Origin of the sequence: Nakamurella deserti (assembly GCF_003260015.1) — a bacterium.
GTDB classification, from domain to species: domain Bacteria; phylum Actinomycetota; class Actinomycetes; order Mycobacteriales; family Nakamurellaceae; genus Nakamurella; species Nakamurella deserti.
Genome location: NZ_QCXS01000002.1, coordinates 901,313 through 918,341 on the forward strand (window position 1 = coordinate 901,313; position 17,029 = coordinate 918,341).

General features: G+C 72.2%; 15 protein-coding genes. 9 read left to right on the plus strand and 6 right to left on the minus strand.

Features of this window, described 5'->3' with window-relative positions:
* Positions 1 to 8: 8 nt before the first annotated feature.
* Together DB033_RS04245 and DB033_RS04250 are read right to left on the minus strand one after the other, a co-directional pair.
* Positions 9 to 1,820 (minus strand): alkaline phosphatase D family protein, encoded by a 1,812-nt coding sequence (locus DB033_RS04245; protein WP_111765594.1) that lies wholly within the window; start codon positions 1,818 to 1,820, stop codon positions 9 to 11.
* A 357-nt stretch (positions 1,821 to 2,177) separates the two neighbouring features.
* Positions 2,178 to 3,020 carry a class I SAM-dependent methyltransferase gene (locus DB033_RS04250; RefSeq protein WP_111765595.1) on the minus strand — a complete coding sequence of 281 codons (843 nt, stop codon included), beginning with the start codon at positions 3,018 to 3,020 and terminating at the stop codon, positions 2,178 to 2,180.
* Positions 3,021 to 3,194: 174 nt separating this feature from the next.
* Between DB033_RS04250 and DB033_RS04255 the strand changes: the two genes are divergently transcribed.
* The 7 genes from DB033_RS04255 to DB033_RS04285 all read left to right on the plus strand — a co-directional run bounded on the left by DB033_RS04255 (position 3,195) and on the right by DB033_RS04285 (position 9,320).
* Positions 3,195 to 3,875 (plus strand): winged helix-turn-helix transcriptional regulator, encoded by a 681-nt coding sequence (locus DB033_RS04255; RefSeq protein WP_111765596.1) that lies wholly within the window; start codon positions 3,195 to 3,197, stop codon positions 3,873 to 3,875.
* 23 nt (positions 3,876 to 3,898) lie between these two features.
* Positions 3,899 to 4,567, plus strand: coding sequence for a Pr6Pr family membrane protein (locus DB033_RS04260; protein ID WP_111765597.1), 669 nt, complete (start codon positions 3,899 to 3,901; stop codon positions 4,565 to 4,567).
* On the plus strand, positions 4,564 to 5,220 hold the full coding sequence (locus DB033_RS04265) for an acVLRF1 family peptidyl-tRNA hydrolase (RefSeq protein ID WP_111765598.1): 657 nt from the start codon (positions 4,564 to 4,566) through the stop codon (positions 5,218 to 5,220). The genes DB033_RS04260 and DB033_RS04265 overlap by 4 nt, the downstream gene beginning before the upstream one ends.
* Before the next feature lie 317 nt (positions 5,221 to 5,537).
* Positions 5,538 to 5,945, plus strand: a complete 408-nt coding sequence (locus tag DB033_RS04270; RefSeq protein WP_111765599.1) for a YciI family protein — start codon at positions 5,538 to 5,540, stop codon at positions 5,943 to 5,945.
* A gap of 8 nt (positions 5,946 to 5,953) precedes the next feature.
* Positions 5,954 to 7,105 carry an RNA polymerase sigma factor gene (locus DB033_RS04275; RefSeq protein ID WP_111765600.1) on the plus strand — a complete coding sequence of 384 codons (1,152 nt, stop codon included), beginning with the start codon at positions 5,954 to 5,956 and terminating at the stop codon, positions 7,103 to 7,105.
* A gap of 57 nt (positions 7,106 to 7,162) precedes the next feature.
* Positions 7,163 to 8,779: an ABC-F family ATP-binding cassette domain-containing protein gene (locus DB033_RS04280; protein ID WP_111765601.1), complete on the plus strand. Its 1,617-nt coding sequence runs from the start codon at positions 7,163 to 7,165 to the stop codon at positions 8,777 to 8,779.
* 322 nt (positions 8,780 to 9,101) lie between these two features.
* Positions 9,102 to 9,320, plus strand: a complete 219-nt coding sequence (locus DB033_RS04285; RefSeq protein ID WP_111765602.1) for a helix-turn-helix domain-containing protein — start codon at positions 9,102 to 9,104, stop codon at positions 9,318 to 9,320.
* Between the two features lie 31 nt (positions 9,321 to 9,351).
* On the opposite strand, the gene DB033_RS04290 is transcribed toward DB033_RS04285, so the two are convergent.
* Entirely contained in the window at positions 9,352 to 9,660 is a 309-nt protein-coding gene (locus tag DB033_RS04290) for a putative quinol monooxygenase (RefSeq protein ID WP_111765603.1), read from the minus strand.
* 216 nt (positions 9,661 to 9,876) lie between these two features.
* Here DB033_RS04290 and DB033_RS04295 point away from each other — a divergent pair, with 216 nt between their 5' ends.
* Positions 9,877 to 11,301 carry a glucose-6-phosphate dehydrogenase gene (locus tag DB033_RS04295; RefSeq protein ID WP_111765604.1) on the plus strand — a complete coding sequence of 475 codons (1,425 nt, stop codon included), beginning with the start codon at positions 9,877 to 9,879 and terminating at the stop codon, positions 11,299 to 11,301.
* Between the two features lie 21 nt (positions 11,302 to 11,322).
* Here DB033_RS04295 and DB033_RS04300 read toward each other — a convergent pair whose 3' ends face one another.
* The 3 genes from DB033_RS04300 to DB033_RS04310 form a co-directional block, all read right to left on the minus strand.
* Positions 11,323 to 12,108 carry a class I SAM-dependent methyltransferase gene (locus DB033_RS04300; protein WP_111765605.1) on the minus strand — a complete coding sequence of 262 codons (786 nt, stop codon included), beginning with the start codon at positions 12,106 to 12,108 and terminating at the stop codon, positions 11,323 to 11,325.
* 113 nt (positions 12,109 to 12,221) lie between these two features.
* Positions 12,222 to 12,785 (minus strand): TetR/AcrR family transcriptional regulator, encoded by a 564-nt coding sequence (locus DB033_RS04305; protein WP_111765606.1) that lies wholly within the window; start codon positions 12,783 to 12,785, stop codon positions 12,222 to 12,224.
* 29 nt (positions 12,786 to 12,814) lie between these two features.
* A complete protein-coding gene (locus tag DB033_RS04310; protein WP_111765607.1) occupies positions 12,815 to 15,694 on the minus strand; it encodes an aconitate hydratase in 2,880 nt (959 codons plus the stop codon).
* Positions 15,695 to 15,914: 220 nt separating this feature from the next.
* Between DB033_RS04310 and cds1 the strand changes: the two genes are divergently transcribed.
* Entirely contained in the window at positions 15,915 to 17,024 is a 1,110-nt protein-coding gene (cds1, locus tag DB033_RS04315) for an L-cysteine desulfhydrase Cds1 (RefSeq protein ID WP_111765608.1), read from the plus strand.
* Positions 17,025 to 17,029: the final 5 nt, after the last annotated feature.

The window sequence follows — 17,029 nt, forward strand, 5'->3', positions numbered from 1 at the left end:
CCCGGCTCTCAGCGCTTGCCGGGACGTCGGGCGGCCCGGGGGTTGTCACGCCGTGCGCCCAGCGGCGCGACCGGGCCGTCGATCCGGCGGGAACCGTGGGCGGAGGCGAAGGACGCCTCGTGGGCCACGGTCGCGGACGGGTCCACCCGCGGATCCACCAGCAGCCCCTTGTCGCCACCGCTGCGCAGGAACCAGAAGTCGGTCTGCACCCGATCGGGGGTCACGTCCACGACGGCGAACCCGTGCCCGATGCCGTCCAGGAAGCGCACCCACGGATTGATCGCCTGGAACGCCGCCGTGGCGCCCTGGGCGGCGGCGGCCGATCCGAGGACCTCCTTGAAACCGTCGCTGGTGACCGACGGGCAGACGAATTCGACGCCGACCGAGTTGCGGTCCACCGGGTAGGTCGTCGGGTTGCCGGGGAGCTCGTTCGCCCACGAGGAGTGGATGTCCCCGGTGAGGACGACGGGGTTCGTGGTGGCCTTGCTCATCGCGGTCAGCAGGGCGCTCTGGTCGGCCTGGTAGCCGTCCCACTGGTCAGCGTTGAAGATCTGACCCGGCAGTACACCGGTGCGGGGGACGGCGTACACACGGGCGAAGACGGTCTGGTTGCCGATCAGGTGCCACCGCTTGCGGGACTCCCGGATGCCCTGGGTCAGCCAGGTGAGCTGCTCCGGCTCGGGGAGGTGCCGGGTGGGGTCGGCCAGGGCCGGGTTGAGCAGCCCGCCGGAGGTGGTGGGCACCTGCCGGCTGCGGTTCTGCCGGGTCTCCACGACCGACAGGTCGGCGAGATCACCGAAGCTGAACCGGCGGAAGAACTGTCGGCCCTGGTGCGGTTGCGGCTGGTACTGCGCGGGTTCGCGGATCGGCATCCACTCGAGGTACGCCTGGAAGGCCCGGGCGCGGCGGGCCAGGAACTCGCCCTCGGCGCGTACGCCGGCCGGTTCCCCCGGGCCGGTGTAGGAGGTGTCCGGGTCGTCCTGGGTCTCGTGGTTCTCGGCGCCGGTGGCGTAGGCGTCGTTGGCGATCTCGTGGTCGTCGAAGATGACGATCCACGGATGCCGACGGTGCGCGGCCTGGGCGTCCGGGTCGGACTTGTAGAGCGCATGCCGCACCCGGTAGTCCTCCAACGACACCATCTCGGTGCTCGGCTGGTGGTCGCGGGTGCCGATCAGCGCCGCCGGGCCGTAGCGGTCACCGGATCCGGCGACACCCGCCTCGGCGGGGTCGTTGCCGTACTCGTAGACGTAGTCGCCCAGATGCAGGATCGCGTCGAGATCGTCACGGGCGGCGAGCCCGCGGTAGGCGGTGAAGAACCCTCCGGTGTAGTTGCTGCAGGACACGAAGGCCAGGCGCAACGCGTGGGTGACCCCCGGCTCGTCCGGTGCGGTCTGGGTGCGACCGACCGGCGACGTGGCGCCGCAGCTGGTGAACCGGAAGAAGTACCGGGTGTACGGATCGAGTCGGTCGACGACCACCTTGACCGTGTGGTCCCGGTCGGCGGCGGTCCGGGTCGCCCCCCGCTGCAGGATCACGGTGAACCCCTCGTCGGTCGCGACCTCCCACTTCACCGTGACCGCCTGGCCGCGTCCGCTGCCGGGGATCGCGTCGGGGGTGGGGGTGATCCGCGTCCACAGCAACACGGACGTGGCCGTGGGGTCGCCGCTGGCCACGCCGAACGCGAACACGCCGCCACGGGCCGCGGTCGCCACGGCGGCCCGGGCGGTGGCCGGGCTCATTCCGGCGAGGGCGAGCGAGGCGGCGGTGGCCACGCCGCCTCGGATGAGATGGCGGCGGGTGACGGAAGTCTCGGTGTACATCCCGGAAGAGTGAACCGCCCAGCGATCATCCCCACGACCGGTGGGTGAACCGCCGGCGGCGCGGGGAACAACGATCAGCCCGGCCGCGGACCCGGTCTCGCTGCCACCAGCTGGCCCCGCCTCGCTGTCGACGACGCGAGATCGACGGAACCGCCCCGGAACGAGGCGGTCCCGGCCTGGAGCCACGGAGGCCGGGTGGGCGGGCTCGCCGGGGCCCCGCGCCACATCGGCCCACCAGTCACCGTGGCGGCGTCGCCGATCCGGCTTCGATGTCCTGGGCGGCACCCCCGGCCACCAGGACGGATCCGGCCCCGTCGGAGGCCCTCCATGTTGCCGGGCCGCGGTCAGGAGCGCTCGTCAGGCCCGCCGGGCCGTGACGATCAGGTACTCCCACTCCATCGCCCCGCCGCCGGTGTCGAACCTGGCGGCCAGGCCGTCCAGCGCCGCGTCGAGCTCGGCGAGCCGCTCTTCGGCGTCCGGCTGCGAGGCCACGTACCGGTAGACCCCGATCGTCGGTCCGTACATCGTCGCGAAGTACTCCCGGAACGCCGACGGTGTGCTGAACGACGTCACCCGCACGGTGCCGGTCGTCGCCGTCAGCCCGGTGACGCCGTCACCGAACAGCTCCCGGACGTGGGCCTCGTCGCCCCACAGCGGACCCGGTGACGCGCCGGGCGGCGGCGGGGGAGCGAACGGCTTCATCGCGGCGAACAGCTGACCGACGAAGCCGGTCGGCGTCCAGTTGAGCAGTGCGATCGTGCCGCCCGGTCGGCAGACCCGCAGCGCCTCGGCGGCCGCGGTCGCGTGGTGCGGCGCGAACATGATGCCGACCGACGACATCACCACGTCGAAGGCGGCGTCCGGGAACGGCAGCGCCTCCGCGTCGGCGACCTGCCAGTCCAGCGTCAGCCCCGCCCGGTCGGCGATCGCCCGGCCCGCCTCGAGCAGCTCCGGGGTGAGGTCGCTCGCCACCACCTCGGCACCGCGACGGGCCGCCGGGATCGCCGCGTTGCCGGTGCCGGCGGCGATGTCGAGCACCCGGTGGCCGGCGGCGATCCCGGCGGCCTCGACGAGGGCCTCGCCCAGCGGGGTGATGACGTCGACGACGAGCTGCGGATAGTCGCCGGACGCCCACATCGCCCGGTGTTTCGCCTTCAGGGCGGCGTCGGCGGTCTGTGGATCGGTCACGGTGCTCGACATGGGGCTCTCCTCGCCTCCCGGGGACCCGGATGGTCCCGTCGGGGTCGAATCTAGGAACGGGCAGCCGGACTGCTCCAGTCCTGGATCTGTACCTCGGCCGGACGCCGCCCACGAGGATCCGTGTGTACCTGTTCGAGCGGCTCTTTCCGCCGGTCAGCGGCCTAGAGTTCCTCCATGGCGACCTCCTACCAGCAGTTCTGTCCCGTCGCCAAGGCGATGGAGCTGCTCGACGAGCGGTGGACGTTGCTCGTCGTCCGCGAGCTCGTGATGGGCAGTGAGCACTTCAACGAGGTGCGCCGCGGGGTCCCGCGGATGAGCCCGACGCTGTTGTCCAAACGCCTGCACCAGCTGGTCCGGGCCGGGGTGGTGGACCGCCGGCCGGACGGCCGCTACCTGTTGAGCGCGGCGGGTCGCGAGCTGCGTCCGGTGGTGGAGGCGCTGGGGCTGTGGGGCACCCGGTGGATCGGCGAGTTGGGCGACGCGGACCTCGACCCCCGGCTGCTGATGTGGGACATGCACCGCAGCGTGGTCGCCGACGCGGTGCCGCAGGGCCGCACCGTCGTCCGGTTCCGGTTCCCGGACGCGCCGACGGGCAGCCGCGACTGGTGGCTGGTCATCAGCGCCGACGGCACCGACGTCTGCGACATCGACCCCGGTCACGAGGTGGCGCTGACGGTGACCGGGCGGCTGCGCGCCCTGACCGAGGTCTGGCGGGGGGACCGGACGTGGCAGGACGCGGTCGGCGCCGGCGAGCTGGTGGTCAGCGGGCCGGCCGACCTGCGCCGGTCGCTGCCCGACTGGTTCACCCTGTCGACCTTCGCGCGGGTACCGCGGCCGGTGGCGGCCGGCCGCTGACCCCGCCCTTACAGTCGGTGGCGATGGACACCGACAGCACGACGACAACCGGGACCGTGGTGTCGGCCGGGCGGTGGTCGCCGCCCGCATTGGCGGTGGTGACCGGGTGGCGGATCGTGCTGGCCGGCGCCGCCTGGGCCGGGTTCGTCCTCGGGATGACCCGCGGCGACGTGTGGCGCTGGCCGAACCTCGCCTACTGGTCGCAGTTCTCGACCCTGCTGGTGGCGCTGACCGCGACCGGTTCGCTGGTCGCGCCGCTGGTGGTCCGGGGCCGGTCGGAGTGGCCGCGCGGTTCCCTGCGCGGCGCCGCGACGACGTACACCACGCTGACGCTGGTGGTCTTCCCGCTGCTGCTGTCGGGCACCTACGACGACCTCGACGGGCAGTTGATGCACCTCGTGGTGCCGGTGCTGGCCATCCTGGACTGGGTGCTCGTCGGGCGGAACCAGGCGGGCGTGCGCTGGTTCGGCCCGCTGCTGTGGTTGATCGTCCCGCTGCTGTACCTGCCGGTGTACGTGGTGCGCAGCAACGCCTCCCGTCCGCTGTACGGCTTCCTCGACCCCGCTCGCGGCGACTTCACCGGCTGGGTGCTCATCCTGCTGGCCGCCGTGCTGCTCATCGGTCACCTGTACTGGGCCGTCGGCCGGGCCCGCGCCGCGCTCGTGCCGGCGGCCCGTCCGGTGCGCGGATGAAGACCCGGGACGCGGCGGGCGGCGGCCGTGTCGTCGAGGTGACGGCCGCGCAGCTGCCCGGGTGGGTCAACCGCTTCAGCGGGCGCAACGACGGCCTGCGGTCGGTGTCGGCGACACCCGACGAGGTGGTGCTCACCGCCGGCGACGGGACCACTGCGACGTTCGCCGTGCCGTTCCCGCCGATGAGCGTGGGCGACCGGGAACCGTTGGAGGCGCTGCTGACCCACGTCGCCGGCATCGGTGCCGTCGGCATCGTGGCGGTCCGGGCCGGCGCGCACTCCGTCGGTGTCGCCCGGGCCGGCGTGGTCGTGTCGTCCAAGACCGACCGCGCCTACGTGCAGGGCCGCACGGCGGCCGGTGGCTGGTCGCAGCAGCGCTACGCACGGCGTCGCGGCAACCAGCTGACCGCGTCGCTGGGCGACGCCGCGGACGCGGCGAACCGGGTGCTCGTGCCGTCGGTGACGGTGCTCGACGCGCTGGTGCTGGCCGGCGACGCGTCGGCGCTGCGGACGGTGATGGCCGACCGGCGGCTCGCCGCACTCGCCGAGCTGCCCCGCCGGGAGTTCCGCGACATCCCCGAGCCGCGGCGCAGCGTGCTGGACGACCTGGCCGAGCGGACGACCGTCGTCGACGTGACAGTCCGGGAGCCGTGAGGGACCCCGCCCCAAGCCGGTCTGGGGGCGAGTGGGCGGCGGGCACTTCGTCCGTGTGGGTCCGCGCTCATGCCTCCTGCGCGCGCGGTCGTCCGGACGGACCGGCCACGGATCGGTTGAGCGCAACAGGACGGTGACCGGCACGGTGCCGCTCACCGCAGGGGCCGGACCGTCGCGCTCCCGGGAGGCGACGTCCGGGCCGGCTTCGTCCGGCTCGCGCCACGGCCGGCCAGGGCATCGATGTCGAGAACGCGCCGTCGGCTCCGTCCCTGCAGTGAGCGCGACCAGAATGGGTCGCACCTTCACGAGGAGTCCCGATGGCCAGGTACCTGATGCTCAAGCACTACCGCGGCGCCCCGGCGGCGGTGAACGACGTGCCGATGGAGGAGTGGACCGGGGACGAGATCACCGCGCACCTGCGGTACATGGACGACTTCGCCGCCCGGTTGGAGGCCACCGGCGAGTTCGTCGACAGTCAGGCGCTCGCCGCGGAGGGCACGTTCGTGCGCTACGACGGTGAGGGCCGCCCGCCCGTGACCGACGGCCCGTTCGCCGAGACCAAGGACCTGATCGCGGGGTGGATGATCGTCGACGTCGACAGCTGGGACCGGGCTCTGGAGCTCGCCGGCGAGCTGTCCGCTGCGCCGGGCGCCGGCGGCCGGCCGATCCACGAGTGGCTGGAGCTGCGGCCGCTGATGTCGGCGCCGACCACCACGGGCGAGTGAGACCGACGGTGGACGAGGACCTGCTGCGCCAGATCGTCCCCGCGGTGCTGGCCGTCCTCGTCCGCCGCGGCGCCGACTTCGCCACCGCCGAGGACGCCGTGCAGGAGGCGCTGGTGGAAGCGCTGCGGACGTGGCCGGCCGACCCGCCCCGCGACCCCCGCGGCTGGCTGGTCACGGTGGCGTGGCGGCGCTTCCTCGACGTCCGGCGGGCCGACACCGCCCGCCGGCGTCGGGAGGCGCTGGTCGACGAGGAGCCCCCGCCGGGTCCGGCCGTCGACGCCGACGACACCCTGCAGCTGTACTTCCTGTGCGCGCATCCGTCGCTGGCTCCGGGGTCGGCGGTGGCTCTGACGCTGCGCGCCGTCGGCGGACTGACCACCCGGCAGATCGCCCGGGCGTACCTGGTGCCGGAGGCGACCATGGCGCAGCGGATCAGCCGGGCGAAACGCACGGTGGCCGGGATCCGGTTCGACCGACCCGGTGACGTGGCGACCGTGCTGCGCGTGCTGTACCTGGTGTTCAACGAGGGCTACTCCGGCGACGTCGATCTCGCGGCGGAGGCGATCCGGCTGACACGGCGGCTGGCCGCCGGCGTCGACCACCCCGAGGTGGCCGGGCTGCTGGCGTTGATGGTGCTGCACCACGCCCGGCGGGCCGCCCGGTTCGCGCCCGACGGCAGCCCGGTGCCGCTGGCCGACCAGGACCGGGGCCGCTGGGACACCGCCGCGATCGCCGACGGGGTGGTGCTGCTGCAGGCCGCGCTGGCCCGCGACCGGCTCGGCGAGTTCCAGGCCCAGGCGGCCATCGCCGCGCTGCACGCCGACGCTCCGTCGGCCGACGAGACCGATTGGGTGCAGATCGTGGGGTGGTACGACGAACTGCTGCGGTTGACCGGCAGCCCGGTGGTGAGGCTGAACCGGGCGGTGGCGGTGGGGGAGGCGGACGGGCCCCGGGCGGGACTGGCGGCGCTGGCCGAGGTCGCCGACGACGTCCCCCGCCGGGTCGCGGCCCAGGCCCATCTGACCGAGCGGGCCGGCGACCGGGCGGCCGCCGCCCGGTTGTACGCCGAGGCCGCCCGCCGGGCGCCGACCCTGGCCGAACGGACACACCTCACCCGGCAGGCCGCACGACTCCACGCCGGCACCCACCCGCCGGGGTGACCAACTCGACCGGTCACCGCCGGGGAACCTGCCGCCCGCCCGGTAGACTCGTCCCACGTGATCACCGCTACCGGCCTCGAACTGCGGGCCGCCTCGCGGATCCTGCTCTCCGACGTGAACCTCCGCGTCCAACCAGGCGACCGCATCGCCTTCGTCGGCCGTAACGGCGCCGGCAAGACCACCACGCTGCGCGTCCTGGCGGGCGAAGGCTCGCCCTACGCCGGCTCGGTGGTCAACAACGGCCCGCTCGGTTACCTCCCGCAGGATCCCCGTGAGGGCGATCTGAACATCACCGCCCGCGACCGCGTGCTCTCCGCCCGCGGGCTGGACGTGCTGGCCTCCGAGCTGGCCAAGGTCCAGATCGAGATGGCGGAGTACGTGGAGGGTCCCGAAGCCGACGCCGCGATCAAGCGCTACGGCCGCATCGAGGAGCGCTTCGCCGACCTGGGTGGCTACGCCGCCGAGTCCGAGGCCGCCCGCATCTGCTCCAACCTCGGCCTGCCCGACCGCATCCTGGCGCAGCCGATGCACGAGTTGTCGGGTGGCCAGCGCCGCCGCGTCGAGCTCGCCCGCATCCTGTTCGCCGCCGCCGACACCGGCGACGGCACCATGCTGCTGCTGGACGAGCCGACCAACCACCTCGACCACGACTCGATCGTCTGGCTGCGCGACTTCCTCAAGTCGTTCTCCGGCGGGCTGGTGATCATCTCCCACGACGTGGAACTGCTGGCCGCCGTGGTCAACAAGGTGTGGTTCCTCGACGCCGTCCGCGGCGAGCTGGACACCTACAACATGACGTGGCAGCGCTACCTGGACGCGCGCAGCACCGACGAGCAGCGCCGCCGCCGCGAGCGGGCCAACGCCGAGAAGAAGGCGTCGGCCCTCGTCGCCCAGGCCGCCAAGATCGGCGCCAAGGCGACCAAGGCCGCGCAGGCGCACTCGATGGTCAAGCGCGCCGAGAAGATGCTCGGGTCGTTGGACGAGATCCGGGTGGCCGACAAGGTCGCCAAGATCCGCTTCCCGCAGCCGGCGGCCTGCGGGCGCACCCCGCTGATGGGCAACAACCTGTCGAAGGCCTACGGCTCGCTGGAGATCTTCGCCGGCGTCGACCTGGCCATCGACAAGGGTTCCCGCGTCGTCGTCCTCGGCTTCAACGGCGCCGGCAAGACCACGCTGCTGAAGATCCTCGGTGGCCGCGAGAAGCCCGACACCGGCGTCATCGAGGCCGGTCACGGGCTCAAGCTCGGCTACTACGCGCAGGAACACGAGACCCTGGACCCGGACGCGACCGTCTGGGAGAACATCCGGCACGCCTCGCCCGACACCGGCGCGCAGGAGCTGCGGACGCTGCTGGGCACGTTCATGTTCAAGGGCGAGCAGCTCGAGCAGAAGGCCGGCACCCTCTCGGGCGGCGAGAAGACCCGGCTGGCGCTGGCCGGGCTGGTCTCGTCGGCGGCGAACGTGCTGCTGCTGGACGAGCCGACCAACAACCTCGACCCGGCCAGCCGTGAACAGGTACTGGACGCGATCCGCAGCTACGCCGGTGCCGTCGTGCTGGTCACCCACGACGCCGGAGCGGTGTCGGCGCTGCATCCGGAGCGGGTCATCCTGCTGCCGGACGGCACCGAGGACCACTGGAACGACGAGTACCTGGATCTGGTCGAGCTGGCCTGACGGCCGGCCGGGGACCGTGGCACCACGGTCACCCGCAGCGTCCACGGTCACCCGCGCCGATCGCGCCGGCGACCGGCGGGGAGCCCGTTTCGGGGATCGCGTCCCGACTCACCGGCAGGACCACGCCGGCCGCGCTCCGCCCCTGGTCCGCTGACGCGACGACCACCGACGCGACAGCGGCCGCGGCGAGCGTGATCACCCGCCCTACTGGGTCGCGGTCCGTCCGGTGATGGACACCCGGTAGTGACCCCGGCTCACCGTGCACGTCGGGCACGCGGGCGGGAGGATGGAGGTCCACCCGAAGACCCGTTGGGGGCGATCGATGACGCACGTGCAGGCACTCAAAGGTGCCAGGATCACCGGGCCGGACCGGGCCGCACTGGCCGCCGAGGTCTGCCGACGCTACCGGGACGGCGAATCCATCCGCAGCCTCGCGGCGCAGACCGGCCGTTCGTACGGCTTCGTCCACGGGCTGCTGGTGGACTCCGCCGTCCCGCTGCGCAGCCGTGGCGGGCCCACCCGCCGACGCACCCCCGCCTGACCGACCGGTCGGACGGGCGCGCCCGAGCGGCTCAGAGAGCGCCCTTCCCGTCACCCACCGGGTGCGGCTGCAGGACGGTGATCTGCGTCTTGTCGGCGAGCAGTTCCTCCACGGCAGCGTTCATCTCGTTCATCGCCGGGCTGGTCAGGTGCGCCTGGTGCGCCTCGGCATCGGCCCACTTCTCGATGACGACGATGGTGTCGGCCTCGGTGTGCATGGCGTAGAGCTCGCAGCCCGCGTCCTCCTGCTGGACGCGGGTGATGGTCTTCTCGAAGAGATCGATGACCTGGTCCACGGACTCGGGCTTCGGGTGGATGGTGGCGACGACGACGACGGTCATGGGCATTCCTCTCCGGCGTGTGGATCGGTGATCCACGGATCTGCGGATGTCTCGCCGGGCCACGACCCGGAGGATCCGGCGTGTGCCCGTGCGGGTGAACCAGTACCCAGTCGGGGCCCGGACTGACCGGGCGTGGCGGCCGCCCGGGCCCGGCCGTAGCGTGCTGCACTGTCATCGCAACGGCGGACGGCCGTCGTTGGAGGAGGGGAGCACGTCGTGGCTGACGCGATCGGGACACTGCTGATCTTCGGAGCGAGCGGGGACCTGACCAACCGCCTGCTGCTGCCGGCGCTGGGCCAGCTGCTGTCCAGCTCCGAGGGACCACACACGCTGACCGTCGTGGGCTCCGGAACCGAACAGTGGGACGACGACACCTGGCGCGAGCGCGTCCGGGCCGCCTTCGCCTCCGTCGACGCGACGGGTCCGCGGGTGGACGCCGTACTGGCCGGAACCCGGTACGCCGCCGCCGACGTCACCGACGCCGACGACCTGCGCCGGCTGCTGGCGCTGTGCGACGGGCCGCCGGCGATCTACTTCGCGCTGCCGCCGGCGGTCACCGCCCGGTCCTGCGCCGCCCTGCGCGACCTCGACCTCCCCGAGGGCACGTCGCTGGTGCTCGAGAAGCCGTTCGGGACCGACGAGCGCAGCGCCCATGCGCTCAACGACCTGCTGACCGCGGTGGTCCCCGAGTCCCGGATCCACCGGGTCGACCACTTCCTGGCCAAGACCACCGTGCTGAACATCCTGGGTCTGCGGTTCGCCAACCGGATCTTCGAGCCGCTGTGGAGCGCCGACCACATCGAGCGCGTCGACATCGTCTTCGACGAGCCGCTGGCGCTGGAGGACCGGGCGCGCTACTACGACGGCGCCGGTGCCCTCGTCGACATGATCCAGAGTCACCTGCTGCAGGTGATGGCGGTCGTGGCGATGGACCCGCCGCTGAGCATCGACGCCCGCGATCTGCGTGACCGCAAGGAGGAGGTGATGCGGTCCACGCGGATCTGGGGTGGCGACCCGGTGAAGGCGAGCCGGCGGGCCCGCTACACCGCCGGCACGATCGACGGCCGGGACCTGCCCGCCTACGTCGACGAGCCGGGTGTCGACCCGGCGCGCGACACCGAGACGCTGGCCGAGATCACCCTGGAGATCGACAGCTGGCGCTGGCCGGGCGTGCCGTTCCGGCTGCGGTCGGGCAAGGCCCTGGCCGACAAGCGCAAGGAGATCATCATCAGCTTCAAACCGGTGCCCCGGCGGATCCCCGGTCTGTACGGCACCGCGGTGCCGGCGCAGCTGGTCATCTCGTTGGGTCCGGAGAAGATCTCGCTGGACATCAACGTGAACGGACCGGACGAGCCCTTCGAGCTGGACCGGGAGCACCTCGTCGCCGAGTTCAACGCGGGGCGGCTGCCGGCCTACGGCGAGGTGCTGGACGCGGTGTTCCGGGGCGACCCGACCCTGTCGGTCCGTGGTGACACCGCCGAGGAGTGCTGGCGGATCGTCGACCCGGTGCTCGCGGCGTGGAAGGCCGGGGACGTGCCGATCGATGAGTACGCGGCGGGCAGCACCGGACCGGACACCTGGAACGACCCGTCCGTGGGGGTGCCGGTGACGACTACCGCACCCGCGACGCCCGGGTCGTAGCGGCCCGGGCGCCGGCGGTGGTCAGTCCGGGACCGCCGCCGGCGTGAGTTCGACGACCAGCTGCATGAAGCGGAACAGCCCCGGCCGCCCGCTGAGCTGCTCGTAGCGCTCCACGACGTCGTCGACCCAACTGCCGACCAGCGCCGGGTCCAGGCGCGGCGTCCAGGGGGCGAACCCGACGGTGCACCAGGCCGCGAAGTCCTCCCTCGAGCCGAAGTCCCACTCCTCGTCGGTCACCGTCGACGACTGCACCGTCAGACCGGCGGCGGCCGCGAGGTCCGGGTAGCCGTCCGGGTCGACATGCACGAAGGGGGCGTCGAAGCCGTCGAACGCGGCCTGCCAGCGGGGGGCGGCGGCGACCTCCATGGCCACGTCCTCCAGGCTGGGCCGGGGGCCGGCACAGACCTGCTGGAGCAGCGCCCGGCCCTCCGGGACGAGAGCCCGGGCGATGCCGGACAGCGCGGTGTGCTGGTCGACCACCCAGTGCAGCGCGTTGAACGACGTGACCAGGTCGAACTCCGTGTCGAACCGCAACGCCGACGCGTCGCCGAGCTCGAAGCTGACGTACGCACCCGCCGGCACCGCGGCCCGCCTGGCGGCCTCGATCATCCGGGGTGAGGCATCGACGCCGAGCACGGACCCCTCGGGGAGCCGCATCGCCAGCAGGCGCGTCAGGTAGCCGTCCCCACAGCCCACGTCGAGACAGTCCTCGTCCCCGCGGACCACCAGGTGCTCCAAAGACCGGCTCGCCAGCGTCCGTTGGAGGTCGCTGACCTTTTCGTAACCCGCACCGTCCCAGTCCACCATCGGTCCATCTTGGCGCACGGTGCCGGTGGCCCGCACGCCGGGAACACGAGAACCGGCGTGCGGCAACGGGTCAGCCCGCCACCGGGCCGGGCCGGGTGGCGTGGGAGTTTCCCTCAGTGCGAGACGCGCACCGAGTCCTCGATGAGGTCCAGCACCGGCCCGATGCCGTCCACCGGACGGCCCGACGCCAACCGCGACACCAGCCCGTCGAGCACCAGCTCGAGGTAATCGGCGAGCACGTCGACGTCCACGTCGGCCCGGAGCACCCCGAGGTCGCGCTGCCGGCGCAACCGCGCCCGGGTGGCCGTGCGGATGGTCGCCTCGCGTTCGGTCCACGCGTCGCGGAACGCCGGGTCGGTCCGCAGTCGCCGGGTGATCTCCAGCTGCGTGCCCAGCCAGCCGACGTCGCGACGGGACAGCAGGTCACGCATGACCTGGACGAGTCCCTCGTCGGTGACGACGCGGACCATCGCGGCCGCGTCCTGCTCCGCCAGCGCCAGGAACAGCGCCGGTTTGTCGGTGAAGTGGTGGAAGATCGCCCCGCGCGACAGCCCGATCTCGTCCTCCAGGACGCGGACCGTGGCGCCCTCGTACCCGTGCCGCGCGAACGCGGCACGGGCACCGTCGAGGATCTGCTGCCGGCGGGACTGCAGGTGCTCCTGGCTGACCCGGGGCACCGTGGGTCCCGCTCCCTACCGTCCGGCGGCTACTTGGCGCCGGCCAGCAGCGACCGCAGCACGAACTGCATGATGCCGCCGTTGCGGTAGTAGTCGGCCTCACCGGGGGTGTCGATGCGGACCTTGGCGTCGAACTCGACGACGTCGCCCGACGGCTTCGTGGCCGTGACGTGCACCGTCCGCGGGATGCCGCCGTCGTTGAGGGCGGTGATCCCGGTGAAGTCGAACGTCTCGGTGCCGTCCAGGCCCAGCGTCCTGATCGACTCCCCCTCGGGGAACTGCAGCGGGATGACGCCCATGCCGATCAGGTTCGAGCGGTGGATGCGCTCGAACGACTCGGTGATGACGGCCTTGACGCCGAGCAGCGCGGTGCCCTTGGCCGCCCAGTCACGCGACGACCCGGAGCCGTACTCCTTGCCGCCCAGCACGACCAGCGGGGTGCCCGCCGCGGCGTAGTTCTGGGCCGCGTCGTAGATGAACGCCTGCGGGGCGTCGGGCTGGGTGAAGTCGCGCGTGTAGCCGCCCTGCACGTCGTCCAGCAGCTGGTTGCGCAGCCGGATGTTGGCGAAGGTGCCGCGGATCATCACCTCGTGGTTGCCACGGCGGGAGCCGTAGGAGTTGAAGTCCTTGCGCGCCACACCGTGCTCGGTGAGGTACTCCGCGGCCGGGGTGCCGGCCTTGATCGCACCGGCCGGGGAGATGTGGTCGGTGGTCACCGAGTCACCCAGCAGCGCCAGCACGCGGGCACCGCTGATCTCGGTGACCGGGGACGGCTCGGCCGGCATGTTGTCGAAGTACGGGGGCTTGCGGACGTAGGTGGAGTCCTCGGCCCACTCGAAGGTCTTGCCGGTGGGCGTCGGCAGCGACTTCCAGCGGTCGCCACCGTCGAAGACGTCGGCGTAGCTGGCGGCGAACATCTCGCGGTTGATGGAGCTCGCGATGGTGTCGGCGATCTCCTGCGGGGCCGGCCAGATGTCCTTGAGGTAGACGTCGACGCCCTGCTCGTCGGTGCCCAGCGGGGTCTCGTCGAAGTCGAAGTCCATCGTGCCCGCCAGCGCGTAGGCGATGACCAGCGGCGGGGACGCCAGGTAGTTCATCTTGACGTCCGGGTTGATGCGGCCCTCGAAGTTGCGGTTGCCCGAGAGCACCGACACCACGGTCAGGTCGGCCTCGTTCACCGCGGCGGAGATCTCGTCGGGCAGCGGGCCGGAGTTGCCGATGCAGGTGGTGCAGCCGTAGCCGACCAGGTTGTAGCCCAGCTTCTCCAGGTACGGCCAGAGGCCGGCCTTCTCGTAGTAGTCGGTGACGACCTGCGAACCGGGAGCCATGGTGGTCTTGACCCAGGGCTTGACCGACAGGCCGCGGTTGACGGCGTTGCGGGCGAGCAGGGCCGCGCCCAGCATCACCGACGGGTTGGAGGTGTTGGTGCAGGAGGTGATCGCGGCGATCACCACGGCGCCGTGGTCGAGCTCGAAGTCGCCGTACTCGGCGGTCGACACGTGCGTCGGCCTGGACGGCCGGCCGTAGGCGCCGGACGCCGCGGTCAGCGCCACCACCACCGGCTGGTCGGCGTCCTCGTCGACGAACGACGGGCTCATCGGCGCCGGGTCGCTGGCCGGGAACGTCTCGACGAGGGACTCGTCCACGTCGCTGTGCGGGGTGTCGGCGTCGAGGCTGACGTAGTCGTGCAGGGTCTTGCGGAACGACGCCTTGGCGTCGGTCAGCTCGATGCGGTCCTGCGGGCGCTTGGGCCCGGCGATGGACGGCACCACGGTCGAGAGGTCCAGCTCGAGGTACTCGGAGAAGACCGGCTCGACGTAGTCGGGGCTGGACGGGTCGTGCCACAGGCCCTGGGCCTTGGCGTACTGCTCGACCAGAGCCAGCTGGGCCTCGCTGCGGCCGGTGAGGCGCAGGTAGCCGACGGTCTCCTCGTCGATCGGGAACATCGCGGCGGTGGAGCCGAACTCGGGGCTCATGTTGCCGATGGTGGCGCGGTTGGCCAGCGGGACGACACCGACGCCGTCGCCGTAGAACTCGACGAACTTGCCGACCACACCGTGCTTGCGCAGCATCTCGGTGATGGTCAGGACCACGTCGGTGGCGGTGGTGCCGGCCGGGATGGTGCCGGTCAGCTTGAAGCCGACGACGCGGGGGATCAGCATCGACACGGGCTGACCCAGCATCGCCGCCTCGGCCTCGATGCCGCCGACGCCCCAGCCGAGCACGCCGATGCCGTTGACCATGGTGGTGTGCGAGTCGGTGCCGACGCAGGTGTCCGGGTAGGCCTGCAGGGTGCCCTTGACCGTGCGGGCCATCACCACGCGGGCCAGGTGCTCGATGTTGACCTGGTGCACGATGCCGGTCCCGGGCGGGACGACCTTGAACTCGTCGAAGGCGGTCTGGCCCCAGCGGAGGAACTGGTAGCGCTCGAAGTTGCGCTCGTACTCCAGGTCCACGTTGCGCTCGAAGGCGTCCTCGCGGCCGAACACGTCGGCGATGACGGAGTGGTCGATCACGAGCTCGGCGGGGGCGAGCGGGTTGATCCGGTCGGCGTCGCCGCCGAGGTCGGCCATCGCCTCCCGCATGGTGGCGAGGTCGACCACGCAGGGCACACCGGTGAAGTCCTGCATGATCACCCGCGCCGGGGTGAACTGGATCTCGACGTCGGGCTCGGCCGACGGATCCCAGTCGGCCAACGCCCGGATGTGCTCGGCGGTGATGTTGGCGCCGTCCTCGGTGCGCAGCAGGTTCTCCAGCAGCACCTTCAGCGAGTAGGGCAGCCTGGCGGCGTTCTCGAGGCCTTCGACCCCGGTGATCTTGAAGTACTCGTACGACTCCTCGCCGGATGCGCTGGCGACGACCAGCGTGTCCTTGGCGTCGAAGGTGTTCGGGTTGGTGGGTGCGGTCACGTCGGTGTCCCTCGGTCGGCGGCGTTCCGGCGGCAGCGGCGGGCCACCGGAGGGGAAATTCTCCCAGGCGTGTCGTCCCATGGTGCTCTGCGCCCGAACCGGCGGAGCGGCGGGGTCGCAGCGGCGCGACGGACCTGATGAACCAAACCGTACGCTTGTCCTGTAAGGGCGGCAAGTCGACGCACCGGCACGTGTCGACCGGCCCGTAGCGTGTCGTCCCATGACCGCCCCGAGCGCCCCGTCGGCCACCACTCCCCGCACCACCCGCGCCTGGGTCGACGACGCCATCCGCACCGTCGAGGCCGACGCGAACCGCAGCGCCGACACCCATCTGCACGTGTACCCGCTGCCGCCGCAGTGGGGGATCGACCTCTACCTCAAGGACGAGTCCGTCCACCCGACGGGCAGCCTCAAGCACCGGCTGGCCCGGTCGCTGTTCCTCTACGCGCTGGTCAACGGATGGATCACCGAGGGCACCACGGTCGTCGAGGCGTCGTCGGGCTCCACAGCGGTCTCGGAGGCCTACTTCGCGCGGATGCTCGGATTGCCGTTCGTGGCGGTGATGCCCCGCCGGACCAGCGTGGAGAAGATCGCCCTCATCGAGGCCGCCGGCGGCAGCTGCCACTTCGTCGACGACCCGGGGGCGATCTACGACGAGGCCCGGCGGGTGGCCGACGCGGCCGGCGGTCACTACATGGACCAGTTCACCTACTCCGAGCGCGCCACCGACTGGCGCGGCAACAACAACATCGCCGAGTCGATCTTCGGGCAGCTGGCACTGGAGCGGCACCCCGTCCCCAGTTGGATCGTCGTCGGTGCCGGCACCGGCGGGACCAGTGCGACCATCGGCCGGTTCCTGCGCTACCGCCGGCACCGCACCCAGCTCGTGGTGGTCGACCCGGAGAACTCGTCGTTCTACCCGGGTTGGCGGACCGGCGACCCGGACTACAGCACCGGGATCGGCTCCCGGATCGAGGGCATCGGGCGGCCGCGTGTCGAGCCGTCGTTCATGCCGTCGGTGATCGACCGGATGGAGCAGGTTCCCGACGCCGCGTCGATCGCGGCGATGCGTTTCCTCCTCGAGCAGACCGGCCGCCGGGCGGGCGGCTCGACCGGCACCAACCTGTGGGCGGCGCTCGGCATCGCCGCCCGGATGCACGCCGTGGGCAACCGGGGCAGCATCGTCACGCTGATCTGCGACGCGGGCGACCGCTACGCCGGCACGTACTACGACGACGCCTGGGTGGCCGCGGCCGGGCTGGACCTCGCGCCGTACCGGGCGACGCTGGACCGGTTCCACGAGACCGGTGAGTGGGTCGCCCCGGTCTGACCCGG